26 protein-coding genes are annotated in these 22,940 nt (G+C 66.3%); 16 read left to right on the top strand and 10 right to left on the bottom strand.

The genetic code is table 11. The features are described from left to right. Window positions 1–2,115: a flagellar biosynthesis protein FlhA gene (flhA, locus tag ACZ9AQ_RS18620; protein WP_429206136.1), complete on the top strand. Its 2,115-nt coding sequence runs from the start codon at window positions 1–3 to the stop codon at window positions 2,113–2,115. Between the two features lie 20 nt (window positions 2,116–2,135). Here flhA and ACZ9AQ_RS18615 read toward each other — a convergent pair whose 3' ends face one another. The 3 genes from ACZ9AQ_RS18615 to ACZ9AQ_RS18605 form a co-directional block, all read right to left on the bottom strand. After that, the gene (locus tag ACZ9AQ_RS18615) at window positions 2,136–2,399 is read right to left on the bottom strand and encodes a hypothetical protein (protein WP_429206134.1); all 264 of its coding nucleotides are present in this window, start codon (window positions 2,397–2,399) and stop codon (window positions 2,136–2,138) included. A 23-nt stretch (window positions 2,400–2,422) separates the two neighbouring features. Beyond that, window positions 2,423–2,881 (bottom strand): DUF2778 domain-containing protein, encoded by a 459-nt coding sequence (locus ACZ9AQ_RS18610; protein WP_429206133.1) that lies wholly within the window; start codon window positions 2,879–2,881, stop codon window positions 2,423–2,425. An 82-nt stretch (window positions 2,882–2,963) separates the two neighbouring features. Further along, window positions 2,964–3,311, bottom strand: coding sequence for a hypothetical protein (locus tag ACZ9AQ_RS18605; RefSeq protein WP_429206131.1), 348 nt, complete (start codon window positions 3,309–3,311; stop codon window positions 2,964–2,966). Window positions 3,312–3,578: 267 nt separating this feature from the next. Between ACZ9AQ_RS18605 and flhF the strand changes: the two genes are divergently transcribed. From flhF to ACZ9AQ_RS18575, 6 genes are all read left to right on the top strand, one after another. Beyond that, window positions 3,579–4,970 (top strand): flagellar biosynthesis protein FlhF, encoded by a 1,392-nt coding sequence (gene flhF, locus ACZ9AQ_RS18600; protein ID WP_429206129.1) that lies wholly within the window; start codon window positions 3,579–3,581, stop codon window positions 4,968–4,970. Next, on the top strand, window positions 4,963–5,784 hold the full coding sequence (locus tag ACZ9AQ_RS18595) for a MinD/ParA family ATP-binding protein (protein ID WP_429206127.1): 822 nt from the start codon (window positions 4,963–4,965) through the stop codon (window positions 5,782–5,784). The genes flhF and ACZ9AQ_RS18595 overlap by 8 nt, the downstream gene beginning before the upstream one ends. 44 nt (window positions 5,785–5,828) lie before the next feature. After that, entirely contained in the window at window positions 5,829–6,557 is a 729-nt protein-coding gene (locus tag ACZ9AQ_RS18590; protein WP_429206126.1) for an RNA polymerase sigma factor FliA, read from the top strand. After that, window positions 6,539–7,282, top strand: coding sequence for a flagellar motor protein (locus tag ACZ9AQ_RS18585; RefSeq protein WP_429206124.1), 744 nt, complete (start codon window positions 6,539–6,541; stop codon window positions 7,280–7,282). The genes ACZ9AQ_RS18590 and ACZ9AQ_RS18585 overlap by 19 nt, the downstream gene beginning before the upstream one ends. A gap of 14 nt (window positions 7,283–7,296) precedes the next feature. After that, the gene (motD, locus tag ACZ9AQ_RS18580; protein ID WP_429206123.1) at window positions 7,297–8,052 is read left to right on the top strand and encodes a flagellar motor protein MotD; all 756 of its coding nucleotides are present in this window, start codon (window positions 7,297–7,299) and stop codon (window positions 8,050–8,052) included. A 98-nt stretch (window positions 8,053–8,150) separates the two neighbouring features. Then, window positions 8,151–8,654: a hypothetical protein gene (locus ACZ9AQ_RS18575; RefSeq protein WP_429206121.1), complete on the top strand. Its 504-nt coding sequence runs from the start codon at window positions 8,151–8,153 to the stop codon at window positions 8,652–8,654. Between the two features lie 120 nt (window positions 8,655–8,774). Here the strand turns inward: ACZ9AQ_RS18575 and ACZ9AQ_RS18570 are convergent, their stop codons facing one another. Continuing rightward, the gene (locus ACZ9AQ_RS18570) at window positions 8,775–9,848 is read right to left on the bottom strand and encodes a M35 family metalloendopeptidase (protein ID WP_429206119.1); all 1,074 of its coding nucleotides are present in this window, start codon (window positions 9,846–9,848) and stop codon (window positions 8,775–8,777) included. Window positions 9,849–10,196: 348 nt separating this feature from the next. On the opposite strand from ACZ9AQ_RS18570, the gene rfbB reads away from it, so the two are divergent. From rfbB to rfbC, 4 genes are read left to right on the top strand one after another with little or no spacing between them, the layout of a single operon-like run. Then, the gene (gene rfbB, locus ACZ9AQ_RS18565; protein ID WP_429206117.1) at window positions 10,197–11,273 is read left to right on the top strand and encodes a dTDP-glucose 4,6-dehydratase; all 1,077 of its coding nucleotides are present in this window, start codon (window positions 10,197–10,199) and stop codon (window positions 11,271–11,273) included. Next, window positions 11,270–12,175: a dTDP-4-dehydrorhamnose reductase gene (gene rfbD, locus ACZ9AQ_RS18560; protein ID WP_429206115.1), complete on the top strand. Its 906-nt coding sequence runs from the start codon at window positions 11,270–11,272 to the stop codon at window positions 12,173–12,175. The genes rfbB and rfbD overlap by 4 nt, the downstream gene beginning before the upstream one ends. Further along, window positions 12,172–13,062 carry a glucose-1-phosphate thymidylyltransferase RfbA gene (gene rfbA, locus ACZ9AQ_RS18555; protein WP_429206114.1) on the top strand — a complete coding sequence of 297 codons (891 nt, stop codon included), beginning with the start codon at window positions 12,172–12,174 and terminating at the stop codon, window positions 13,060–13,062. The genes rfbD and rfbA overlap by 4 nt, the downstream gene beginning before the upstream one ends. Then, window positions 13,062–13,607: a dTDP-4-dehydrorhamnose 3,5-epimerase gene (gene rfbC / locus ACZ9AQ_RS18550; protein WP_429206113.1), complete on the top strand. Its 546-nt coding sequence runs from the start codon at window positions 13,062–13,064 to the stop codon at window positions 13,605–13,607. The genes rfbA and rfbC overlap by 1 nt, the downstream gene beginning before the upstream one ends. Window positions 13,608–13,803: 196 nt before the next feature. Here the strand turns inward: rfbC and ACZ9AQ_RS18545 are convergent, their stop codons facing one another. The 3 genes from ACZ9AQ_RS18545 to ACZ9AQ_RS18535 form a co-directional block, all read right to left on the bottom strand. Next, window positions 13,804–15,150 (bottom strand): chloride channel protein, encoded by a 1,347-nt coding sequence (locus ACZ9AQ_RS18545; RefSeq protein WP_429206111.1) that lies wholly within the window; start codon window positions 15,148–15,150, stop codon window positions 13,804–13,806. A gap of 181 nt (window positions 15,151–15,331) precedes the next feature. Further along, entirely contained in the window at window positions 15,332–15,760 is a 429-nt protein-coding gene (locus ACZ9AQ_RS18540) for a hypothetical protein (protein ID WP_429206109.1), read from the bottom strand. Window positions 15,761–15,856: 96 nt separating this feature from the next. Continuing rightward, on the bottom strand, window positions 15,857–16,972 hold the full coding sequence (locus ACZ9AQ_RS18535) for an NADH:flavin oxidoreductase (protein WP_476108284.1): 1,116 nt from the start codon (window positions 16,970–16,972) through the stop codon (window positions 15,857–15,859). A gap of 115 nt (window positions 16,973–17,087) precedes the next feature. On the opposite strand from ACZ9AQ_RS18535, the gene ACZ9AQ_RS18530 reads away from it, so the two are divergent. Then, window positions 17,088–17,972 carry a LysR family transcriptional regulator gene (locus ACZ9AQ_RS18530; RefSeq protein WP_429206106.1) on the top strand — a complete coding sequence of 295 codons (885 nt, stop codon included), beginning with the start codon at window positions 17,088–17,090 and terminating at the stop codon, window positions 17,970–17,972. Window positions 17,973–18,002: 30 nt separating this feature from the next. Here ACZ9AQ_RS18530 and ACZ9AQ_RS18525 read toward each other — a convergent pair whose 3' ends face one another. From ACZ9AQ_RS18525 to flgA, 3 genes are all read right to left on the bottom strand, one after another. Next, window positions 18,003–18,473 carry a flagella synthesis protein FlgN gene (locus ACZ9AQ_RS18525; RefSeq protein ID WP_429206104.1) on the bottom strand — a complete coding sequence of 157 codons (471 nt, stop codon included), beginning with the start codon at window positions 18,471–18,473 and terminating at the stop codon, window positions 18,003–18,005. Window positions 18,474–18,476: 3 nt separating this feature from the next. After that, window positions 18,477–18,788, bottom strand: coding sequence for a flagellar biosynthesis anti-sigma factor FlgM (flgM, locus tag ACZ9AQ_RS18520; protein WP_429206102.1), 312 nt, complete (start codon window positions 18,786–18,788; stop codon window positions 18,477–18,479). Between the two features lie 116 nt (window positions 18,789–18,904). After that, window positions 18,905–19,606 (bottom strand): flagellar basal body P-ring formation chaperone FlgA, encoded by a 702-nt coding sequence (gene flgA / locus ACZ9AQ_RS18515; protein ID WP_429206100.1) that lies wholly within the window; start codon window positions 19,604–19,606, stop codon window positions 18,905–18,907. A 167-nt stretch (window positions 19,607–19,773) separates the two neighbouring features. Here flgA and flgB point away from each other — a divergent pair, with 167 nt between their 5' ends. From flgB to ACZ9AQ_RS18495, 4 genes are read left to right on the top strand one after another with little or no spacing between them, the layout of a single operon-like run. Further along, on the top strand, window positions 19,774–20,190 hold the full coding sequence (gene flgB, locus ACZ9AQ_RS18510) for a flagellar basal body rod protein FlgB (protein ID WP_429206098.1): 417 nt from the start codon (window positions 19,774–19,776) through the stop codon (window positions 20,188–20,190). A gap of 14 nt (window positions 20,191–20,204) precedes the next feature. Next, window positions 20,205–20,606 carry a flagellar basal body rod protein FlgC gene (flgC, locus tag ACZ9AQ_RS18505; RefSeq protein ID WP_429206096.1) on the top strand — a complete coding sequence of 134 codons (402 nt, stop codon included), beginning with the start codon at window positions 20,205–20,207 and terminating at the stop codon, window positions 20,604–20,606. Window positions 20,607–20,620: 14 nt separating this feature from the next. Then, window positions 20,621–21,334 carry a flagellar hook assembly protein FlgD gene (locus tag ACZ9AQ_RS18500; protein ID WP_429206095.1) on the top strand — a complete coding sequence of 238 codons (714 nt, stop codon included), beginning with the start codon at window positions 20,621–20,623 and terminating at the stop codon, window positions 21,332–21,334. A gap of 38 nt (window positions 21,335–21,372) precedes the next feature. Continuing rightward, window positions 21,373–22,896: a flagellar hook protein FlgE gene (locus ACZ9AQ_RS18495; protein ID WP_429206093.1), complete on the top strand. Its 1,524-nt coding sequence runs from the start codon at window positions 21,373–21,375 to the stop codon at window positions 22,894–22,896. The last annotated feature ends 44 nt before the right edge of the window (window positions 22,897–22,940 follow it).

Genomic DNA, 22,940 nt, shown 5'->3' with positions numbered 1-22,940 from the left:
ATGACCAACAGCATGAAACTGCCAGCCTGGATGAGCGGCCTTGGTGCGCAAGGCAGCAAGGCGGCAGCGCCGGTCCTGATCATCATGCTGCTGGCGATGATGATCCTGCCGTTGCCGGCCTTCGCGCTCGACGTGTTCTTCAGCTTCAATATCGCGCTGTCGATCATCGTGCTCTTGACCGCACTGTATACGGTCAAGCCGCTCGACTTCCTGGCCTTCCCGGCCATCCTGCTGGTCTCGACCATGCTGCGCCTGGCGTTGAACGTCGCTTCCACCCGTATCGTCCTGACCGAAGGCCACACCGGCTCCGCCGCGGCCGGCAAGGTCATCGAAGCCTTCGGCCACTTCCTGATCGGCGGTAACTACACCGTCGGTATCGTCGTCTTCATCATCCTCACCATCATCAACTTCTCGGTCGTGACCAAGGGTGCCGGCCGCATCGCCGAAGTCGGCGCACGCTTCGCGCTGGACGCGATGCCTGGCAAGCAGATGGCGATCGATGCCGACCTGAACGCCGGCCTGATCGGCGAAGCCGACGCCCGCAAGCGCCGCCAGGAAGTCGCGCAGGAAGCCGAGTTCTACGGCGCTATGGACGGCGCCTCGAAGTACGTGAAGGGCGACGCCGTCGCCGGCATCATGATCACGGTGATCAACGTGGTGGCGGGCCTGATCGTGGGCGTGGTGATGCACGACCTGGCGATCGGCGAGGCGACCAAGATCTACACCCTGCTGGCCATCGGCGACGGCCTGGTGGCGCAGATCCCTTCCCTGATCATCTCGATCGCGGCCGGCATGGTCGTGTCGCGCGTCGCCAACGACGAGGACGTGAGCTCGCAGCTGACCAACCAGCTGATGGCCAAGCCCGAAACGATGTACATCACCGCCGCCATCATCGGCGCCCTGGGCATGATCCCGGGCATGCCCAATCTGGTATTCCTGCTGCTGGGCGGTTCGCTGGCCGGCGCCGGCTACATGATTTCCAAGCGCCGCAAGGAAGGGCCGGCCAAGGAAGAAGCGGCCGCCGCTGCCGCCGCCGATGCCGCCGCGGCAAGCCGCGCCCCGGCCGAGAGCGAAGAAGCGACCTGGCAGGATGTCATGCCGGTCGACACCCTGGGCCTGGAAGTGGGCTACCGCCTGATCCCGCTGGTCGACAAGAACCAGGGCGGCGAGCTGCTCAAGCGTATCAAGGGCATCCGCAAGAAGTTCGCGCAAGAAGTGGGCTTCCTGGCGCCGCCGGTGCACATCCGCGACAACCTGGAACTGAAGCCATCGGCCTACCGCATCACCCTCAAGGGCGTGGAAGTGGGCAGCGGCGAAGCGCTGAACGGCCAGTTCCTGGCGATCAACCCGGGCATGGCCAGCGGCACCCTGCCAGGCCTGGTGACGGTCGATCCGGCCTTCGGCCTGCCGGCCACCTGGATCGACGCCGGCTTGCGCGACGAAGCGCAGAGCATGGGCTACACCGTGGTCGACGCCGGCACCGTGGTGGCGACCCACCTGAACCACCTGATCACGATGCACGCGTCGGAACTGCTGGGCCGCATGGAAGTGCAGGCGCTGCTGGACCACCTGGGCAAGGAAACGCCGAAGCTGGTCGAAGACCTGGTGCCGAAGGTCGTCTCGCTGTCGATCCTGCAGAAAGTGCTGCAGAACCTGCTGGTCGAGGGCGTGCACATCCGCGACATGCGCTCGATCATCGAGGCGCTGTCGGAGCACGCGAACATGACGCAGGATCCGTCGGAACTGACCGCCGTGGTGCGCGTGGCCCTGGGCCGCGCCATCGTCCAGCAGCTGTTCCCGGGCGAGAACGAGTTGTCGGTGATGACCCTGGACAACCGCCTCGAGCGCCTCCTGATGCAGGCGATGGGCGCCGGCGGCGACGGCACCGGCATCGAGCCGGGCCTGGCCGACACCATCGCCCAGCAGGCGGCCCATTCGGCCAACCAGCAGGAGCAGATGGGCCACACCCCGGTGCTGCTGGTGCCGGCCCCGCTGCGCGTGCTCCTGTCGCGCTTCCTGCGCCGCGCCGTGCCGCAGCTGAAGGTGCTGTCGCATGCGGAAGTGCCGGAAACCAAGACGATTCGGGTGACCAGCCTGGTGGGTGTGCCGATGTGATTGCGCAGGGAGGCGTGGAGTTACCCTGATCGTTCAGACTGCAACACCAGCGGGCGGAATTTGCGCCAGATCCATCGTGCGAACAAGGTGACAGCCCCTACAATGACTAAAGCGGTGCTCAAAGCGAGAAGGGTTTCCATATCGGCTATTTCCTCTGCGTTGCGAGCGCCGTAAAGAGTACTCAGCCAGATGGCGAATGATTCAGGTATTTGTGGAAAGAGATAGTAGTAGTGTAGCCAGAAGCGAGCAAGCATGACTGTCGCTACGAATACCCAGATCGTCATCAGTGTCCGTGTCATTACCTTGTTCACTTGACCGTCACCCGCCCGTAAGCTGTCATGGAACTGCCTGGTATGTTGATCTGCCGGCCTGCTCTCAGGTGCGCGCGAATGATGTTGAAGTCAGCTTGATGTTGAATGGTAATGCATCCTCTACTAATACCTGCCGCTCCGCGTGGATGAAGTCGAAAGTTTCCTCGTTTCACGCCATTGCAGAAAGTCTCGTCGTCGATTTTGCCATCCGTTGCGTAGAGGGCGAACCATTCCGAACGATCGACGAAAAAATCGCGCAGCGGCCCCAACCGGCCGCCTGACCGCCGGTCCACGATGTAGTAAGCACCAGGCGGAATCGGCCCGAGATCTGGATTGCATGCAAATCTCGGCTGGTTGGCATGGTTGTCCAGTCCTGAAAAAGCTGGGAACTGCAAAGCATTCATTTTGAACATGCTCATCGGCCGTCCGTTGAGTTCAAACGCGCATTCGATCATTCTCTATCTCCTAAAAGCTTTGGCACACGCTAATGATGGGAGATAGATCGCGTTCGCTCGCTGAGCCGCAACAACAGGCTCATCACTTGATGGTGATCGTGCGCTCGACCAGCCCAAGGTCGGTAATGGTCACCAGCACGTCGAGCGGAACCTCCGAGTCGGCGTGCAGATAGAACTCGACGCCGCCTGGCCCGCCCTCGGAATCGTGCGGTCCGATATTGGTCACATACACGTTCGCCCGGCCCAGGTGGGGGCGGCCGGGCGAGGAATCGTGGGGATAGGCCGCGGCGCCGGTCCCGGTCCCGGCGCTCCACTCGACGGCGGTGACCATGACGGCGGAGCGCTCGCACATCTTTTGCCAGTCCCAGTTGTAATTGCATCGCACGCGGCCCTGGACCTTGCGATACAACAGCCGAATCGATTTGACCATGGTGCCTCCCGGGGGCCATCGACAGTCAGCCTGTCTTGCCCACTTAGACCTCTCTTGTAGGACAAAGATCGCCCGGCCGCGACGCCTTCTGACGACAATACCGGCTTGCCATTCAATCAAAATGTATCGCTGTTGCCGATGTCGATGAAATAGGCCCTTTTCCCCATCCTTTTCCCCTGATGGTTTCCCTAGAGCATCGTCAATAATGGTTCCTATCGACAGGCATCGTGCCGTCATGCAGAACCAGATTGAAGCGCGGAGAACCAGATGAAGGTGAAGAAATTTACGGCAGCAACGTCCCGAGATGCCTTGCGCAAGGTGCGCGAAGCCCTGGGGCCGGACGCCGTCATCCTCTCCAACCGTCCGGTCGACGGCCAGGTCGAGATCCTGGCGCTGGACAACGATGACGTGGCCTCGCTGGCCGCGCCGGCCGCCGATTCGGAAATGGCCCAGCCGGCGCCGCAATTGCAGCACTTCGACGACCTGGCGCCAGCCAAGGCAGCGGCCCCCGCAGCCGCTCCGGCCTTCCTGTCGCGCCGCCTGCAGGACGCCGCCCCGGCCGCGCCGAGGGCGCCGGTCGCGCCAGCCTATACCGAAGTGACCCCGGCCCCGACCTACGCCGAGCGCCGCGCCCCGAGCGCCGAGCCGGCGATCGACATGAGCGCCATGACCTCGATGATGAGCGCCGCCATCGCCCAGGCCAAGGAATCGGCCGCCGCCGAAATGAACGGCATGATGAGCGAGATCCGCGCCATGCGCGGCCTGATGGAAACCCAGCTGGCCGAACTGTCGTGGAACGCCACCGCCCAGCGCGAGCCGCACAAGGCCACCGTGCTGCGCGAGATGCTGGCTGCCGGTTTTTCGGCCACCCTGGCGCGTTATCTGATCGAGAAAATGTCGGCAACCAAGGATGCGCTCGAGGCCATGCGTTGGGTAAAGACCGTGCTGGCCCGTAACCTGACCACCATCGGCAACGAAGACGCGCTGCTCGAGCAGGGCGGCGTGTACGCGCTGGTCGGCCCGACCGGCGTCGGCAAGACCACCACCACCGCCAAGCTGGCCGCGCGCTGCGTGATGCGCCACGGCCCGGACAAGCTGGCCCTGATCACCACCGACGCCTATCGTATCGGCGGCCACGAGCAGCTGCGCATCTACGGCAAGATCCTGGGCGTGATGGTGCACTCGGTGAAGGACGAAGCCGACCTGCGCATCGCCCTGAAGGAATTGCGCAACAAGCACACCGTGCTGATCGACACCATCGGCATGTCGCAGCGCGACCACATGGTGGCCGAGCAGGTCGCCATGCTGTCCGGCTCGGGCGCCGACGTGAAGCGCCTGCTGTGCCTGAACTCGACCTCGACGGGCGAAACGCTGAACGAAGTGGTGCGCGCCTACCAGGGCAGCGGCCTGCACGGCGCCATCATGACCAAGTTGGACGAAGCCACGTCGATCGGCGGCGTGCTCGACATCGTGATCCGCCAGAAGCTGAACCTGCACTACATCTCGAACGGCCAGCGTGTGCCGGAAGACCTGCACGTGGCCGACCGCACCCTGCTGGTCGACCGCGCCTTCCGCAACCGCGGCAACGCTACTACCGACGCCGACCTGCCGCTGATGATGGCGGCAGCCCAAGCCGCGCGCGAGGTGAGCCTTGGCTAGTTTCGATTTCGACCAGGCCGAAGGCCTGCGCCGCATGCTGCAGGGCCCGCGTCCGCGCGTGGTCACCTTCCTCTCGGCCACGCCCGAAGACGACAAGGGCGCCATGCTGGTCAACCTGGGCGCTTCGCTGGCCCAGGCCGGCAACGACGTGCTGATCGTCGACGCCTGCGAAGTGGACTACGGCGTCGCGCGCCGGCTTGGCATGAACCGCAGCGCCTCGCTGCTGCAGGTGGCGCGCCAGGAAAGCGCTTTGAACCAGGTGATCCGCCCGGCGCCTCAAGGCTTTTCGGTGGTGCCGATGGGCGTGCCCGACACGGCGGCCGAAGCGCGCCGCCTGGGCAAGACCTTCGACGTGCTGGCGCTGCAAACGGGAATCGTGATCGTCGACGCCGAACTCGGCCCCGACGGCGATTTCCCGGTGGCTTCGATGGTGGATTCCGAGATCGTGGTGCAGGTATCCACCAGCGCGGCGTCGATCACGAATGCCTACGCACTGATCAAGCGCTTGTCGCAGCAACTGGGCCGGCGCCCTTTCGGGATCCTTGTTACCGGCGCGACAGAGACTGAGGCCAAGGTGGTATACGATAATATGTCAGCGGCAGCAACACGTTATCTTGCCGTCAAGCTCAGCTTCATGGGCTCTGTGCCGGCCGACGAATACCTGCACCGGGCCGCGCGCCTGGGCCGGGCCGTGGTCGATGCCTTTCCGCTGGCCGGTGCGTCGGTGGCGTTTCGCCAGCTCGCAGGCAAGTTCGCGCTGAACGCCATGCCGCAGTTCGGCAAGCAGGGCGGCGCAGCCCGCTTAGGTTCGTGACCGGCATCGGCAATAGAACAAGTAGAGAGAAGACTGACACCAGCATGTACACGGTCAAAGGGAAAACGGACAAGAATTCTTTGCTGACGGAGCATATGCCGTTGGTAAAGCGCCTTGCCCACCACATGAAGGCCAAGTTGCCGCCTTCCGTGGAAGTCGATGACCTGGTGCAAGCAGGCATGATCGGCCTGCTGGACGCGATCAACCGCTACGAAGACACCCACGGCGCGCAATTCGAGACCTATGCGGTGTTGCGCATCCGCGGCGCGATGCTCGACGAATTGCGCAGCAGCGACTGGATGCCGCGCAGTACGCGCCAGAACATGCGCAAGGTCGAGACCGCAATGCACGCGCTGCAGCAGCGGCTGGGCCGCCCGCCGAGCGAATCCGAGGTGGCCGGCTCGCTCAAGCTCTCGCTCGAGGATTACCAGGACATGCTGGCCGACTCGGGCGGCCACCAGCTGCTCTATTACGAAGATTTCCATGACGACGACGGCGACGGCAATTTCCTCGACCGCTATGCGGTGGACGACAGCGACCCCTTGCGCGGCCTGATGGAAACCGACTTCCGCCACGCCGTGATCGAGGCCATCGACAACCTGCCGCCGCGCGAGAAGCTGTTGATGGGCCTGTATTACGAAGAAGAGCTGAACCTGAAGGAAATCGGCGCCGTCATGGGCGTCTCCGAATCGCGGGTGTCGCAGCTGCACACCCAGGCCGTCGCGCGCCTGCGCACCACCTTGAGAGAGCATATATGGACTGGGCCAGCGTAGGCGGCCTGGTGCTGGCGATCGCCGGCATTTTCCTCGGCTACACGCTCGACGGCGGCAGGTTCGCATCGCTGATGCAGCCGGCGGCCTTCGCCATCGTCGTCGTCGGCACCTTCGGCGCCGTGCTGCTGCAGAGCGAGTCGCGCACGTTCCTGCGCGGCCTCGGCATGCTGCGCTGGGTGTTCGTGCCGCCAAAAAACGGCCGCCAGAAGCTGTCGCGCGACATCGCGCTGTGGAGCCAGTCGGCGCGCCGCGACGGCCTGCTGTCGCTGGAACAATATATGGGCAGGGCCGATCCGTTCGTGGCCAAGGGCCTGCGCCTGGTGGTGGACGGCATCGCGCCCGACAAGCTGCGCAGCCTGCTCGAGCACGAGATCAACGGCTATGAATTCGCCCAGCGGCAAGCGGCGCGCATCTGGGAATCGGCGGCCGGCTATGCGCCGACGATCGGCATCCTGGGCGCCGTGCTGGGCCTGATCCAGGTGATGGAAAACCTGTCCGACCCGGCGCGCCTGGGTTCGGGCATCGCGGTCGCTTTCGTCTCGACCGTGTACGGCGTGGGCCTGGCCAACCTGTTCCTCTACCCGGTCGGCAATAAATTGAAGGCGATCGTCAACGACCGGGTCGCGCAGTACGAGATCCTGGCCGAGGTGTTCGCCGACCTGGCCAGCGGCGACCACGGCCGCGTGGTCGACGAGCGCGTCGCCAGCCTGCTGGCGCGCCACTGACGGCACGCGAGATCATGGCCCGCAAGCGCTACGACGAGGACGTCCCGCAGGAACACCACGAGCGCTGGCTGATCTCGTACGCCGACCTGATCACCTTGCTGTTCGCCTTCTTCGTGGTGATGTACGCGATCTCCATCGTCAACGAGGGCAAGTACCAGGTGCTGTCCGACGCCCTGGGCGACGCCTTCGGCGGGCGCGGCGCGGCCACGCAGGTGAACACCAATGTCGAGCCGGTGCTGCCGCTGTCGCACATCATCAACCGCAAGCGCAACGAGGCCGCGCGGCGCGAGCAGGAGCGCATGGGCGCGATGGCGCGCGCGCTGTCGGCGACCCTGCTGCCGCTGGTGAAGTCGGGCCAGGTGCGGGTGACCCAGAACGCGCGCGGCATCAGCGTCGAGATCAACGCCAGCGTGCTGTTCGCGCAGGGCCAGGCCTTGCTCGATCCCGAAGCGCGCGAAGTGCTGGGCGCGGTGGCGGGCCTGCTCCGGGATGACAGCCACCGCATCGAGGTCGAGGGCCATACCGACGACGTGCCGATCGCCAGCCCGGTGTATCCGTCGAACTGGGAACTGTCGACCGCGCGCGCCTCGAGCGTGGTGCGCCTGTTCATCGACCACGGACTGCCGCCGGCGCGGCTGTCGGCGATCGGCTTTGCCGACACGCGGCCGGTGGCGCCGAATACGGACGTGTCCGGGCAGACCCGCAACCGGCGGGTGGCGGTGACCATCCTGGCGGCCTTGCCTGAAACAGGCGGTAACATTCTGCCCTGAACTGTCACGACTACCCGTGTCATAATTGGAAGACCGTTGTCGCGCCCGCGGCGGCGAGTCTGTCAAACCGTGGTGGCCCCGTCCCGGAAGGAGGCAAGATGCATGTCAAACGAAGCATGCCGGCAGCTGTGCTGGCGACGCTGCTGGCGCTGGGCGGCCTGGCCGGCGCGGTCAAGGCCGTGGAGGCCAAGGTGAACGTGCATCACCGGCTCGAAGTGAAGACCGGCGCCAAGTCGGTCAAGGTGCGGGTGCTGATCGAAAACCGCGGCGACCAGTCGGTGTGGATCCCGCGCGAGATCGCCCTGGGCGACGACCTGACCGCTCCGCGCTTCGACCTGCGCACACCCGGGGCAGAAGTGGCCTACACCGGCCGCATGGTCAAGCGCGCGGCCCTGGGCCCGGCCGACTACCTCGAGGTCAAGCCGCAGACCACGCACCTGAACACAATCGACATCACCCAGGCCTATGCCTTCAAACCAGGGCAGCACAGCTACGAGATCCGCTATGCCGGACCGTGGCTGTCCAGCCTGGGCAAGGTCGATGCGGGCAGCATCAAGAGCAGTCCGGCGATTCCGGTGAAGTTTTCGTTTACGCAGCGGTGAATCAACGCTTGCTTGAACCGTAGGGTCGGCGGCTCGTAATCTGGTCCACTGGACCAGATTACCCAACGCGGTGATAGGTAGCGGCAAGATCATCCGGCGCGAAAAGGGCACCGATAACCATCACCGCGTCGGCGGCGAAGCCGCCAACCCTACTGCCGGCGTGTTCTCCCCAAAATACTCATGTGAATCGGCGTTGTTGATCGCCCGCTCGGGCGCCGTGCGCGCCAGTTCGGCGGCGCCGGACTGGCCGTACACGTGGTCATCGGTCGCCGCCACCACGTCGAAATGGCTGAGCTCGTGCAACAGGGTGCCGCCGCGCGAATCGGTGCCGGTCACGGCCGCGGCCCAGAACGCCCTGCACACCCACACGGTATAGGGACGCGCCGGATACACATAGGCGAAATACGGTTCGTCGCAATCGCAGTCGATCTTGACCGGCTTGTTCTCGAACGCGTCCTTGATGGCCGTGAAATTGCCGCTGACCTTGGCGCCGCGCGCGGCGTCGGGCGCGCCGAACCAGGTCGTGTAGCGCTCGCCATACTGCTTGCCCGAGGTGAGGTAGGCGTGGGCATCCCGCGTCATCGCGCGTCCTGCATCCATCGCCGTCACCAATTGCTCTTGCTGAGCGTTCGAGCAGTTGGCGTAGCTCAGGCCGGCCCCGCCCGGTTCCGGCGCGATGGCGGCCGGCTTGGCGCCGCGCGGCAGGCGGCCGTCGACCCAGATGCTGACCGGCTTCGAGACCAGCTCGCCAACCACCGCCTGGACACCGGCGCCCGGCGCCGGCATGGCGGCGCTGTGGTAGCGGATCGTGTAACTGCCGGTCACGCTCATCTCGTACAGCCGCGACAGCTCGACGGTCTTGCTGAGCGAGGCGCCGGGATCCAGGCGCACGTAGTCCGACGGGCCGGGCGCCGCGCGCTTGATGCGCCGGCCGAGGTAGCGCACCGGCTGGCCGTCGCGCCGCACCTCGAACAGGGACGCCTCGACCCCATAGAGCGGCGTGCGCCAGCGCAGCAGGTGCTGGGCGGCCCCGGACGCATTGGTGAGGGTGACGCGCACCAGCACGTCGTCGCCACGCTCGACGGCGGGTTTCACCGGCGTGACGGTGACCTCGACGGCGGCCGCGGCGCTGCTGCAGAACGACAGCACCAGGGCCGCGACGGCGGCCGACGGGAGGACAGGGTGGAGGGACATGGCGGGCTCCTGAAATGATGGCGATTCCCCACTGTCACCCCATACAGGTGCTGCATCTTGCGCTGATGCAACGTTCATTGTTACTCTTCTTAAACCAAGTCAATGGGCTGGCGAAACTAATACAAATAAGTAACAGAACAGCGACCGCTGGCAGGCGGGCGACCATGGGCGTGCGGCTGGCGAGCGACGCAGCCGCGTAGGCGCGCCTGGCGTACGGCGCTGTCCGGGGGCCATGCCGCTCATTGACAATCGAGCTATATCGCCCCGAGAATGGTGCGTTGGATTTTGGGCTCAGGAAGGCGCCCTGGCGCCGCCTGACCATGTACACTTTTACCAGGAACCGCAGGAATGACCATCCTCGTGACCGGCGGAGCGGGCTTCATCGGCTCGAACTTCGTCATCGACTGGCTGGCGCAGCATGACGAGCCAGTCGTCAACCTCGACAAGCTGACCTACGCCGGCAATCTCCAGAACCTCGCCAGCCTCGAGGGCAATCCGCGCCACCACTTCGTGCGCGGCGATATCGGCGATGGCGCGCTGGTAGGCCGCCTGCTGGCCGAACACCGGGTGCGTGCGGTAGTGAATCTCGCGGCCGAAAGCCACGTCGATCGCTCGATCGACGGCCCCGGCGCCTTCATCCAGACCAATATCGTCGGCACCTTCAATCTGCTCGAGGCGGTGCGCGCCTACTGGAACGGCCTGGCGCCCGGGCTGCGTGAGACGTTCCGCTTCCTGCACGTGTCCACCGACGAGGTGTATGGCTCGCTGTCCAGCGACGCGCCGGCGTTCAACGAGCAGAACCGCTACGAGCCGAACAGCCCTTACTCCGCCAGCAAGGCGGCGTCGGACCACCTGGTGCGCGCCTACCACCATACCTATGGGTTGCCGGTACTGACCACCAACTGCTCGAACAATTACGGCCCGTTCCATTTCCCGGAAAAATTGATCCCGCTGGTGATCCACCATGCGCTGGCCGGCAAGCCGCTGCCGATCTATGGCGACGGCCGGCAGATCCGCGACTGGCTGTACGTGCTCGACCACTGCAGCGCCATCCGGCGCGTGCTGGCCGACGGCCGGCCGGGCGAGACCTACAACGTCGGCGGCGGCAACGAGAAGGCCAATATCGACGTGGTGCGCGCCTTGTGCGCGATCCTCGACGAGTTGCGTCCGCGCGGCGACGGCCAGTCGTATGCCGCGCAGATGACGTTCGTGAAGGACCGCCCCGGCCACGACCGCCGTTACGCGATCGATGCGGGCAAGCTGGAGCGCGAGCTGGGCTGGCGCCCGGCCGAGACGTTCGAGACCGGCATCCGCAAGACCGTCGAGTGGTATCTGGCCAACGGCGAATGGGTGCGCAACGTGACCAGCGGCGGCTACCGCGACTGGATCGACCGGCACTACGCCGATGGACGGCCGGCCGCATGAAGATCCTGTTGCTCGGCAAGGATGGCCAGGTCGGCTGGGAGCTGCAGCGTGCGCTGGCGCCGCTGGGCGAGCTGCGTGCCTGTGGCCGCGGCGAAGCCGATATCGCCGACTCCGCGTCGCTGCGGGCGCTGGTGCGCGCCGTCGGGCCCGATGTGATCGTTAACGCCGCCGCTTACACGGCAGTGGACGCGGCCGAAAGCGACCGCGACGCCGCGCACGCTTGCAACACGGTCGCGCCCGGCGTCCTGGCCGAAGAGGCCGCCGCCTTGGGCGCCTGGCTGGTGCATTACTCGACCGACTATGTCTTCGACGGCGCGAAAGAGGGCGCCTGGGTCGAGACCGACGCCGTCAATCCGCTGTCGGTGTACGGCCATACCAAGGCCGGCGGCGAGGAACGGATCCGCGCCAGTGGCGCCATGCACCTGATCCTGCGCACCAGCTGGGTATTCGCTGCGCGCGGCAGCAATTTTGCCAAGACCATGCTGCGGCTGGCAAAGGAACGCGCATCCCTGAGCGTGGTCGCCGACCAGCATGGCGCGCCGACCGGCGCCGAACTGCTGGCCGACGCCACGGCGCTGGCGCTGTATCGCATCGCGGCCCAGAAGGACGACGCGCGCCGCCTGTCCGGCACTTATCACGTCGCCGCGAGCGGCAGCACCACCTGGCATGCGTACGCCCGGCATGTGCTGGCGCAGGCGCAGGCGCATGGCGCGGTGCTGGCAGCGGGACCGGATGCCGTGCAGCCGATCGCCGCCGGCGCATTGCCGGCGCCGGCCGTGCGACCGGCGAATTCGCGTCTGGATTGCAGCAAATTCTGCGCCACTTTCGGCCTGGCGCCGCCCGACTGGCGCTACCACGTGAACCGCATGATCGCCGAGTTGTCGGCGCAAGGAAACCTATGAGCGAACCCGTGAAACGCAAGGGCATCATCCTGGCCGGCGGCAGCGGCACCCGGCTGCATCCGGCCACGCTGGCGATGTCGAAGCAGCTGTTGCCGGTATTCGACAAGCCGATGATCTACTATCCGCTGAGCACGCTCATGCTGGGCGGGATCCGCGACATCCTGATCATTTCGACGCCGCAGGATACGCCGCGGTTCCAGCAATTGCTGGGGGACGGTGCGCGCTGGGGGCTGAATCTCTCGTACGCGGTGCAGGCGTCGCCCGATGGCCTGGCGCAGGCCTTCCTCATCGGCGAGCGCTTCATCGGCGATGCGCCGTCGGCGCTGGTACTGGGCGACAACCTGTTCTATGGCCACAATCTTCATCCAATGCTCGAGCGCGCCGATGCGCGTCACGACATCGCAACCATATTCGCCTACCATGTCCAGGACCCGGAGCGCTATGGCGTGGTCGAGTTCGACGGCGAAGGCAAGGCGGTCAGCCTCGAGGAAAAGCCGGCCGCGCCGCGCTCGAATTATGCCGTCACGGGCTTGTACTACTACGACCGCGACGTCGTGGCGATGGCGCGCGAACTGAAGCCGTCCGCGCGGGGCGAACTCGAAATCACCGACTTGAACCGCATGTATCTGGAGAGCGGCAAGCTGCATGTGGAAGTCATGGGGCGAGGCTATGCGTGGCTCGATACCGGCACCCACGAATCGCTCCTCGACGCCAGCCAGTTCATCGCGACGATCGAACGACGCCAGGGCCTGAAAGTGTCGTGTCCTGAGGAAATTGCTTTTCGCAAAGGTTGGATCGACGCACGGCAGCTGGAAGTGCTGGCAGCGTCAATGAAGGGCAACAATTATGGACAATATCTGTTGCGCACGGCAAAAGAAGGACGCTGATGCAGATTACGCGGCTGGCGATCCCTGACGTCCTGCGCATCGTTCCGCGCGCATTCGCCGACGAGCGCGGCTTCTTCTACGAGAGCTTTCGCCAGGATCTGTTCGACGCCGCAGTGGGCCGCACGGTGGCGTTTGTCCAGGACAACCATTCCGGTTCGGCCGGCAACGTGCTGCGCGGCCTGCATTACCAGGTGCGGCAGGCGCAGGGCAAGCTGGTGCGCGTCGTGCGGGGCAGCGTGTTCGACGTGGCGGTCGATCTGCGCCGCTCGTCGCCGACCTTCGGCCAGTGGGTGGGCGAAGTGCTGAGCGCCGAAAACCGGGCGCAACTGTGGGTGCCCGAAGGGTTCGCCCACGGTTTCATCGTGCTGTCCGCCAGCGCCGAGACGGTCTACAAGGCGACCGATTACTACGCGCCCGAGCACGAGCGCTGCATCGCCTGGGACGATCCGCAGCTGGCGATCGGGTGGCCGCGCACGGGCGCGCCGGTCGTCTCGGCCAAGGACCGCCAGGGCGTGCCATTCGCGTCGGCCGAACTGTTCGACTGACGCGTCATCCCGATGCCTAGGGAAGCGCTGATTTATTCATGGCGGCGGTCTTGGCACGGAAAGAAGACGCCCTGCTGCGTTGTAAATCCTCGCCATACCACGCGGTATGGCTGCGGTTTACGCCTTGCCGGGCGCCTTTTTCCGTCGCCAATCCCATCCGCCAGAATAAATCAGCGCTTCCCTCAGTCCGGGCCCGTCATGCGCGTTCGCCGTTCCCTTCGCGCAGCAGCCGCGGCGGCAACTGGATCGCCGCCAGCGCCCCATACAGCGGCGGGCTGAGCACCCGCGACACGGTGCTGGCCACCACCGCGCACGCCATCAGGCTCAGCACCATGCCATGGCCGTCGACCATTTCCATGACGATGATGAATGCCGTCAGCGGCGCCTGGGTTGCCGCGGCCAGGAAGCCGACCATGCCCAGCGCGATCAGCGCCGGCGCATGCGGATAGCCGGTCAGCACGGCGATGTCGTGGCCGAGGGCGGCGCCGATCGACAGCGATGGCGCGAAAATCCCGGCCGGCACCCCCGACCACGCGGTCAGCCAGGTGGCGGCGAACTTGAACAGGGCGAACGCGACCGGCACGCTGGCTTCGTTTTCCAGCAGGCTGCGGGTGGCTTCGTTGCCGCTGCCGTAGGTGGCGCCGCCGCTGGCGATGCCGATGATGGCGACCGCCAGGCCGCAGCCGAGCGCGAAGCGCACCGGATAGCGGGCGCGCCAGCGGCTGGGCAGGTCAGGGGAGGTGCCGCGCAGGCTGGCCAGCAGCAGGCGCGCGAACAGGCCGCCGGCAAAGCCGCACACCACGGCCGCCAGCAGTCCCGGCCACAGCAGCGACAGGCCGATCGGGCCGGCATGGATCACGCCGAAATGGGGGCCGTTGCCGTGCACCGAGACCGCGATCAGGCCGGCCAGCACGATGCCGGCGACGATCAGGCCGCTGTTGCGCTGCTCGGGTGTGCGCGACAGCTCTTCGATCGCGAACATGATGCCCGCCAGCGGGGTGTTGAAGGCGGCTGCGATGCCGGCGGCGCCGCCCGCCACCAGCAGGGAATGGGCGCTGATGCTGCTGCGCCGCGGCAGCCAGCGCCGGGCCGACAGCATCACCCCGGCCGCGATCTGCACCGACGGGCCTTCGCGCCCGAGCGACAGGCCGCCCAGCAGGCCGGCCGAGGTCAGGCCGATCTTGGCCAGGCTCAGCTTGAGCGACACGAGCAGGGGCCGGCGTCCGCCCGACAGCGCGGGATCGAGCGCCGCCATCACTTGCGGAATGCCGGAGCCGCCGGCGCCGCGCGCATAACGGCGCGTCACCCAGACGATGGCGGCGCAGCACAGCGGCGTCCAGATCAGCGGCGCCCACCATGCCAGGTCATTGAGTTGCTGGAATTGTCCGAAGGCCGATTCGGCGAGCCAGGTGAAGGCGACCACGACCAGGCCGGCGACGGCGGCCATGCTGACCACGACGAACCGGGTGCGCCACAGATGGGGAGAAACGAATTCACGCCGGAAGGCGGAGCGCACGTCGTGCGAAGAGGGTTCGGGCGGCATGATGGCCGGACAGTGATCGGAGCCATCATTATAAGCATTTGTAGGAATGTATTGCTGTTCGGTGCGCAACCGGGACGCCTGGAGCGGCATCCGCCCGTCATCCGCCATGGCGACAACGTCTTGCCCCGATGGCGGCGACGGCGGGCGGGATGGCGCCCTGGCGCGCGTTCACCCGGTCCGGCTACCGCGGCCCGTCTCCCGGCGTCCCGGAACTTTCGGCCCCGTCGGCCAGCCGCTCGCTGATCTTGTCTTCGCTGGCGCGCCCCACGTAATCCTGCGCCGCCCGGTCGAAGTGGGTACCGGGCGAACCGCCGGTCGCCGCGCCGCCGATCTCCGACTGGCCGTCCTGCCCGGCCTGCGCCTTGCCCAGCGCGCCGCCGGGAATCGGCCCGGAGGCAGTGCCACGGCTGCTTTGCGCCGCGCCGGCCGGGCCGACGTTGCTTTCAGGCGCAGCCATGGCGAAGTTGCCGGACTGCTGGTTGCCCGAACCGATGCTCGACGCGCCGCCCCTGTCGTCGGTCACGAAGCCCGCAGAGGAATCGGCGCGGCCCTGGCGCAGGCCCTGGTCGGGATTGTCTTGCCGGGCGTCCTTCGGTTGTTGATCTTCCATCATGTTCTCCTTGGCACACTGACAAAATGCCCATCTGGGTTCACCCGTCAGTGTTCCCAATAGGAGCAGAGAGCGCCTGCGCGTAGGACTTTCCGTTCAGTCGAGCCCAGTCAGCGCCAGCTCACTTTGCTTGATGTCGGCGATCGGTCCCAGGATGGCGCCGTCGAAGGCGCGGGGCGCCAGTCCGCGCTGCCACAAGCTCGGCATGTCGGGATTGGCCAGGGCGCCGCGCCCCAGCGCCACCACGTCGGCGCCGTCCGCGCACACCTGGTTGGCGCGGTGCGCGTCATGCAAGCCGCCATTGGCGATGATGGACACGCTAGGCGCGTGCTTGCGCGCCTGCGCCACCAGGCTGTCGCGGCCGTCGGTGAAGGCCGGTTGCCATGCCTCGAACTCGGTAACGTGGATGAAGTCGGCGCCGGCCCGCGCCAGCGCGCCGAAGATCGCCTGCGCGTCGCGTTCGCCGCCTGGCCACTTGCTGGTGAAATCGTTCACCTTGCCTTGCGAGATCCGGATGCCGACCGGCACCCCAGGGCCCACGGCCGCCTTGACCGCCGTCAGCACCTCGACCAGCAGGCCGACGCGTCGCTCGACCGGCCCGCCCCAGCGGTCGGTGCGCAGATTGGTATGCGCGCTCAGGAACTGGTCCAGCAGATAACCGTTGGCGCCGTGGATCTCGATGCCGTCGAAGCCGGCGATGCGCACCGCGCGCACGGCGCTGTCGACGAAGCCCTGCACGACCTGCGCGATCTCTTCCTCGCTGATCTCGTGCGGCACGGCATACTCGCCTTTGCCGTAGTAAAAGGTCATCTGCTGTCCCTTCGGCTGGATGGCCGATGGCGCCACGCCGTGGCTGCGGAAGCGATTGCCCTGGCTCAGCGCGCCAGCATGCATCAGCTGGGCGAAGGCGAGGGCGCCCTGGTCGCGCAGCGCCGCCGTGATGGGCGCCCAGCCGCGCGCCTGTTCGTCATCGGCCAGGCCGGGCTGGTTCAGGTAGCCCTGCGAAAACGCCTGGTCGGTGTACAGGCCCTCGGTAATCACGAGCCCGAAGCCGCCGCGGGCGAAGCGCAGGTAGTAGTCATGCATGGCACGGGTCGGGGCGCCTTCCGGCGTCGCCGAGACGCGGGTCATTGGCGCCACCGCCAGCCGGTTGCGCAGCTTGGCGCCTTTTATATCGGTTGCGGATAAAATCATGTTCTGGGTATCGCTCATGCCGGTTCTCGCTCGGGTGGTGTCGCTTGGCGACGATGAAGTCATGCTAGGCGAGCGCCAGTGAACGATAAAGACGAGCCGGTGAGCAGCCGCTTTAACATATACGGTTATAAACATGCAGATTTCGGATGTGCGCATCTTTCTTGCGGTGGCAGCCGGCGGCACCTTGTCGGCAGCCGCGCGCCAGCTCGGCATCGGTCCGATGCAGGCGTCGCGCCGCATCGCGGCGCTCGAAGCCGACCTGGGCGTGCGGCTGTTTCACCGCACCACGCGTTCGCTGGCGCTGACCGCCGAGGGCGAGACCTTCGCGCCATATGCGGCCACCCTGGCCGAGGCCGAGGGAAGCGCGCGCGGCGCCCTGCGGCCCAGCGGCATGCGCGCCTCCGGCCTGCTGCGCCTGACGGCGCCCAGCGTGTTCGGCCAGGCCATCGTGCTGCCGCTGCTGCCGTCCCTGCTCGAGCGCCATCCCGACCTGCGCGTCGACCTCGACCTGTCCGACCGGGTGCAGGACATCGTCGGCCAGGGCCTGGACCTGGCGCTGCGGGTAGCCACCCTGGGCGATTCGGAACTGGTGGCGCGGCGCCTGGCCGCCAATCCGCGCCTGCTGTGCGCGGCGCCGCGCTACCTGCGCGCGCACGGCACCCCCGCCACCCTGGCCGATCTCGAGCGCCACCAGTGCATCGGCCTGCACGCGGTGGCGCGCTGGCCCTTCGTGGTGGACGCCAGCCTGCAGCGCAGGCGCGTCGATGCGCGCGTGCTGACCAGCAGCGTCGATGCCGCGCGCACCGCCGCCGTGCAGGGGCTCGGCCTGGCGATGCTGACTTTCTGGGACGTGCACGAACACCTGCGCGCGGGCAGCCTGGTGCGCGTCGAGCTGGAGGATGCAACGATGGAAGAGCTGTCGGTGTGGGCCATGACGCCGACCCGGCGCTACGTGCCGGAACGGGTCAAGGTGTTCCTGGATGCGCTGGAGGAAGAGCTGACCCGCCTGGGCGGCTGAATCCGGCGTTGCCGATGTTCAGCGCGCTTTTCAGCCGATCACATACCGCTTCGATGCCCCCAGGCCCACGGTCTGGCCGCTGGCGCCATAGATCGCGCCGGTCGGCGCATTGGTCGGGGTGCGTAGGGCGTTGAGCACGCCCTGGTTGTGCGCCAGCTGCTTGCTGATCAGCATGCCGTTGACGCGATTGAGTTCCTTGGCTTCGCGGGCCACGTCCAGCATGCGCTCCCAGCGTTCCCGCAGTTCGCCATCGCCGCTGGCGGCCAGCCATGGCGCCATGCCCGCTTCCGACCCCTCGCATCCGGCTTCCCGCAGCGCCGCGTGGCGCTGTTGCGACAGGCTCGACAGACTGGCCAGCAGGGCGTTCTTTTGCGTGGTCAGGCTGGACAGCTCGTCGGCGTCGAGCGCGACCAGCGATTGCTGTTCCTGTTTCATCAATGCCACGAGGGCGTCGAGGTGCTGGTGTTCGGCTGCAATGGTCTGGGTCGGGCTCGGCGTCATGGTTTAGCGTTGTCTTGAATGGAGCAAGTCGCGTACGGTTTCCAGCAAGCCGTCCGCCACTTTCTCGGAGTTGACTTGAAACTGGCCATCGGCGATGGCCATCTTGATGCGTTCGACCTTCTTCGCGTCGAACACCTGCGCGCCGCCCACCGCATTGGCCATGGCCTGGCCCTGCGAGGACAATCGCACGCTGTCGGTCTGCGCCTGGGTCGTCGGCGCCGTCGTTGCGGCCTTGTCGGCGCCGCGCGCGGTATTCGTCTGGGTGGTCGCCGGCTGGAGGCCGGGGTTGCCCTTGAGCGTATCGTTGATTTTCACAGCATCATCCTTCTCGGTTCGAAGCTACAAGCTCCGGGATCTGCTTGATGTAACGGCGCTGCCTTTACAAACTTTAGCGATCGAGCACGATTTCGATGCCGCGAAATCACATTTCTTTATAGAACTATTTCCACCATCCCGCCGTTGCGCGCCAGGCCGCTGACGACGGTGCCGGATTGGGTGCGTACCTGCACTACCTGGCCGTCGCTGGCGTTGTTGATCGCCTTTGCCTCGCTTGTGACCGAGAAGTTCGAACCGCGCGATACCAGCCGTACCGACTGGCCCTGCTTGATCACCTGCTGGCTGCGCAGGGTGTCCATGCGCAGCGCGGTGCCGGCCGGCAGCGAGATGGTCGGGGTGCGGCCGATTGCCTGCGTCATGTCGGTGATGATGCCGTTCGGCATCGCCGCGATGTCGGCCTGCACCAGCACCAGCTGGTGCGCGTCCAGCGGCTGGCCCTGGGCCAGCGGCACGGCGGCGGCGACGTAGTCGGCCACCACGCTCACCTGCGCCTGCAGATACAACGACCAGGCCGGGGCGGCGCAGCGCACGCCGACGGTGGTCTTGCCCCACGGGCGCGCGCCGGGTTGCAGGAAGGCTTCCGGCGCCGGGCAGGCCGGCAGGCTCAGTCTTGGGTCGACGCCGCCCACCGTCACCGTCACCTGGCCCGGCAGGCCGGCGCTCTGGGTCTTCAGGAACTGTTCGGCGACCTTGCGCAGGTCTTCCGCCTTCTGGCGTGCGGCGCCGGATGGTTGCTGCGCCTGCGCGCCGCCGAGCGCCAGGGCGAGCAGCGAAAAAGCGACGAGTTGCTGTTTCATGGAGATTCCAGTGGATGGGAGATCGGAATGCTGCCATCTTAGGTCGAATGATTCCGTAGTGAAACATTGAATAGCGGGGGATTTCCACCTCCTTCTCCGTCGATTGGTGTTGCAGGCCGGTCCGTATGATCGCTTCTGTCCCAACCAGCCCAAGACCCGGAGGCAGCATGATCGGCAATCTCGACAACTACCTGCGTTTCAATGAAACCGCACTGTCCCTGCGCTCGCAGCGCCAGGAACTGCTGGCGTCGAACATCGCCAACGCCGACACGCCCAACTACAAGGCGCGCGACATCGACTTCGCCAGCGCCCTGCAAAACGCGATGGCGGGTGGCAAGAATGCCGGCGCGATGAACACCACCAGCAACAGCCACATCCCGCGCGGCGCCGCCGCCGGCGCCACCCTGGCCAATGGCACGCCGGTGCTGTACCGCGGCGTGGTGCAGGGCAGCGTCGACGGCAATACCGTCGACATGGACGTCGAACGCAACCAGTTCGCCGACAACGCGCTGCGCTACGAGGCCGGGGTCATGATGATCAACAGCCAGTTGAAGGGCCTGATGACGGCGCTGCAGAGCCAATAAGGAGCTGATTGACCATGTCGCTATTTAATATCTTCAATGTGTCGGGCTCGGCGATGAGCGCTCAGGCCCAGCGCCTGAACACTACCGCCAGCAACCTTGCCAACGCCGACAGCGCCACCTCGCCCAGCGGCGAAGCCTACCGCGCCAAGGCGGTCGTGTTCGAGTCGGTGCCGACCGCCTCGGGCGCCACCGGCGTGCGCGTGCGCGAAGTGGTCGAAGACCCGTCGCCGCTCAAGCAGGTCTACGATCCCAAGCACCCGATGGCCGACGACAAGGGGTATGTATCGATGCCCAACGTGAACGTGGTCGACGAGATGGTGAACATGCTGTCGGCCTCGCGTTCCTATCAGACCAACGTCGAGACCATGAACGCAGCCAAGACCATGCTGCTCAAGACCCTGACCATCGGCCAATAACCTTCCCAGCGACCATGACCAGCCCGATCAGCTCCCAGAACCCGACCTCGAATATTTCCGACCTGCAGGCGGCGATGAACGCCAAGGCCAAGACCGGGACCGACAGCGTCCAGGCCGATACCGACAAGTTCATGACCCTGCTCGTCACCCAGCTGCAGAACCAGGATCCGTTGAACCCGATGGACAATGCGCAGATGACCAGCCAGCTGGCCCAGCTGCAGACCGTGACCGGCGTGAACAAGCTGAACACGACCCTGGAAACGCTCAAGTCGAGCTACCAGTCGACCGAGGCGCTGCAGGCCACCCAGCTGATCGGTTCCGGCGTGCTGGTCGAGGGCGACGGCATCCTGTTGCACAAGAGCCAGGCGATCCTGGGCGTGGAGCTGGACACCCCGGCCGACAAGGTGCAGATCGTGATCACCGACGCGAGCGGCAAGGACGTCGCCTCGCTGGAGCTGGGCGAACAGGAAGCGGGCATCGTCCCGGTCGCCTGGGACGGCGTGCCGGACCCGAACAAGCTCGGCAGCGAAGGCAAGCCGGTCGTGCTGCCCGACGGGGCGTATTCGTTCCGCGTGGTGGCCAGCCGCGGCGGCGAGACGCTCAGGGATGCCAAGGCGCTGGCCTTCGACAGCGTCGCCAGCGTCACCACCGGCGGCAAGGATGGCGTCAAGCTCAACCTTCCGGGCAAGGGTTCCGTGACCCTGGCCGACATTAAACAAGTCATGTAAGCAAGCCGCTTACCTGTTACCTCATCAGGAGCATTACCATGTCTTTCCAACAAGGCTTGAGCGGCTTGAACGGCGCCGCCAAATCGCTTGACGTCATCGGCAACAACATCGCCAACGCCAGCACGGTCGGCTTCAAGGGCTCGACCACCCAGTTCGCCGACGTCTACGCCAATGCGCTCAATGGCGCCGGCGGCAGCCAGGCCGGCATCGGCGTGAAGGTCGCGGCCATCGCCCAGCAATTCAATCAGGGCAATATCGAATCCTCGGGCAACCCGCTCGACATCGCCATCAACGGCGCCGGATTCTTCCGCATCGAGCAGGCCGGCGTGGTCCAGTATTCGCGCAATGGCCAGTTCTCGCTCGACAAGGGCGGCTACGTCGTCAATGCCCAGGGCGCCAAGCTGACCGGCTACGGCCTGGGCCCGAACGGCCAGCTGGCCGCCGGCGCGCCGGTGCCGATCCAGATCGACACCTCGGACCAGCCGCCGAAGGTCACCTCGAGCATCTTCGCCGAGATCCAGCTCGATTCGCGCACCCAGCCGCCGGCCAACAAGCCGTTCAACGCGGCCGATCCGACCACCTACAACAAGCAGAGCCCGGTGAGCGTATACGACACGCTGGGCAACCCGCACACCCTGTCGCTGTACTACGTCAAGACCCAGGCCGGCGAGTGGGACGTCTACACCAGCATGGACGGCACCGAGATGGAATCGGCGCAGGCCGCCAGCGTCACCCTGACCGACGCCGGCGTGCTGGGCGCGCGCACCGCCTGGGACACCGCGGCCCCGGCGGGCAAGGCCGGCGCCATCAATGCCTACGCCACCTCGGCGGCCAACGCCGTGCTGGCCGCCGCCGTCGCCGCCGACCCGGCCATGAGCGCGGCCGACCAGGCCAAGATCGGCGCCGCCGCCAACGCCGCCGCCGCGGTGCCCGGCGCCACGCCGGAACAGGTCAACGCCGCCATCCTGGACTCGCTGGCCGTGGCGCCGAAACCGCTCGGCACCCTGAATTTCGACACCAATGGCGCGTTGAACATGGCCACCAGCGGCACTGGCCCGGGCTTCAACGGCAAGTTCGCCGCCTCGCTGCCGGTGGTGCCGTCGACCGGCGCCGAGCTGCAGATCCCGGTCACGCTCGACTTCGCCAAGAGCACCCAGTACGGCAACGCCACCAGCGAGAAACGCCTGGACCAGGACGGTTACAAGCCGGGCGCCCTGCAGCGCTTCACCACCGGCGCCGACGGCATCATCCTGGGCCAGTACAGCAATGGCCAGACCAAGCCGTTGGGCCAGGTGATCCTGGCCAACTTCACCAACCCGAACGGGCTGGAGCCGCTCGGTAACAACGCCTGGGCCGAATCGGCCGATTCCGGCACCCCGCTGATCGGCACCGCCGGCACCGGCGGCATGGGCGTGCTGCAGGCAGGCGCCACTGAAGCTTCGAGCGTCGACCTGACCGCCGAGCTGGTCAACATGATCACCGCGCAGCGCGTGTACCAGGCCAATGCGCAGACCATCAAGACCCAGGACTCGGTGCTGCAGACGCTGGTGAACCTGCGCTGATGACTGAACGTGCCGGCGGTGCGTTCAAGCACCGCCGCATTTTG

The sequence above is a fragment of the Massilia sp. UYP34 genome (genome assembly GCF_056279385.1).
Note: the sequence above shows the minus strand (reverse complement) of the source record. Positions and strands in the feature narration are given on the sequence as shown.

Bases quoted from the DNA above. Each gene is read 5' to 3' on its own strand.
- flhA (WP_429206136.1), top strand. From the start codon at position 1: ATGACCAACAGCATGAAACTGCCAGCCTGGATGAGCGGCCTTGGTGCG.
- ACZ9AQ_RS18615 (WP_429206134.1), bottom strand. From the start codon at position 2,399: ATGACGATCTGGGTATTCGTAGCGACAGTCATGCTTGCTCGCTTCTGG.
- ACZ9AQ_RS18610 (WP_429206133.1), bottom strand. From the start codon at position 2,881: ATGATCGAATGCGCGTTTGAACTCAACGGACGGCCGATGAGCATGTTC.
- ACZ9AQ_RS18605 (WP_429206131.1), bottom strand. From the start codon at position 3,311: ATGGTCAAATCGATTCGGCTGTTGTATCGCAAGGTCCAGGGCCGCGTG.
- flhF (WP_429206129.1), top strand. From the start codon at position 3,579: ATGAAGGTGAAGAAATTTACGGCAGCAACGTCCCGAGATGCCTTGCGC.
- ACZ9AQ_RS18590 (WP_429206126.1), top strand. From the start codon at position 5,829: ATGTACACGGTCAAAGGGAAAACGGACAAGAATTCTTTGCTGACGGAG.
- ACZ9AQ_RS18585 (WP_429206124.1), top strand. From the start codon at position 6,539: ATGGACTGGGCCAGCGTAGGCGGCCTGGTGCTGGCGATCGCCGGCATT.
- motD (WP_429206123.1), top strand. From the start codon at position 7,297: ATGGCCCGCAAGCGCTACGACGAGGACGTCCCGCAGGAACACCACGAG.
- ACZ9AQ_RS18575 (WP_429206121.1), top strand. From the start codon at position 8,151: ATGCATGTCAAACGAAGCATGCCGGCAGCTGTGCTGGCGACGCTGCTG.
- ACZ9AQ_RS18570 (WP_429206119.1), bottom strand. From the start codon at position 9,848: ATGTCCCTCCACCCTGTCCTCCCGTCGGCCGCCGTCGCGGCCCTGGTG.
- rfbB (WP_429206117.1), top strand. From the start codon at position 10,197: ATGACCATCCTCGTGACCGGCGGAGCGGGCTTCATCGGCTCGAACTTC.
- rfbD (WP_429206115.1), top strand. From the start codon at position 11,270: ATGAAGATCCTGTTGCTCGGCAAGGATGGCCAGGTCGGCTGGGAGCTG.
- rfbA (WP_429206114.1), top strand. From the start codon at position 12,172: ATGAGCGAACCCGTGAAACGCAAGGGCATCATCCTGGCCGGCGGCAGC.
- rfbC (WP_429206113.1), top strand. From the start codon at position 13,062: ATGCAGATTACGCGGCTGGCGATCCCTGACGTCCTGCGCATCGTTCCG.
- ACZ9AQ_RS18545 (WP_429206111.1), bottom strand. From the start codon at position 15,150: ATGCCGCCCGAACCCTCTTCGCACGACGTGCGCTCCGCCTTCCGGCGT.
- ACZ9AQ_RS18540 (WP_429206109.1), bottom strand. From the start codon at position 15,760: ATGGAAGATCAACAACCGAAGGACGCCCGGCAAGACAATCCCGACCAG.
- ACZ9AQ_RS18535 (WP_476108284.1), bottom strand. From the start codon at position 16,972: ATGAGCGATACCCAGAACATGATTTTATCCGCAACCGATATAAAAGGC.
- ACZ9AQ_RS18530 (WP_429206106.1), top strand. From the start codon at position 17,088: ATGCAGATTTCGGATGTGCGCATCTTTCTTGCGGTGGCAGCCGGCGGC.
- ACZ9AQ_RS18525 (WP_429206104.1), bottom strand. From the start codon at position 18,473: ATGACGCCGAGCCCGACCCAGACCATTGCAGCCGAACACCAGCACCTC.
- flgA (WP_429206100.1), bottom strand. From the start codon at position 19,606: ATGAAACAGCAACTCGTCGCTTTTTCGCTGCTCGCCCTGGCGCTCGGC.
- flgB (WP_429206098.1), top strand. From the start codon at position 19,774: ATGATCGGCAATCTCGACAACTACCTGCGTTTCAATGAAACCGCACTG.
- flgC (WP_429206096.1), top strand. From the start codon at position 20,205: ATGTCGCTATTTAATATCTTCAATGTGTCGGGCTCGGCGATGAGCGCT.
- ACZ9AQ_RS18500 (WP_429206095.1), top strand. From the start codon at position 20,621: ATGACCAGCCCGATCAGCTCCCAGAACCCGACCTCGAATATTTCCGAC.
- ACZ9AQ_RS18495 (WP_429206093.1), top strand. From the start codon at position 21,373: ATGTCTTTCCAACAAGGCTTGAGCGGCTTGAACGGCGCCGCCAAATCG.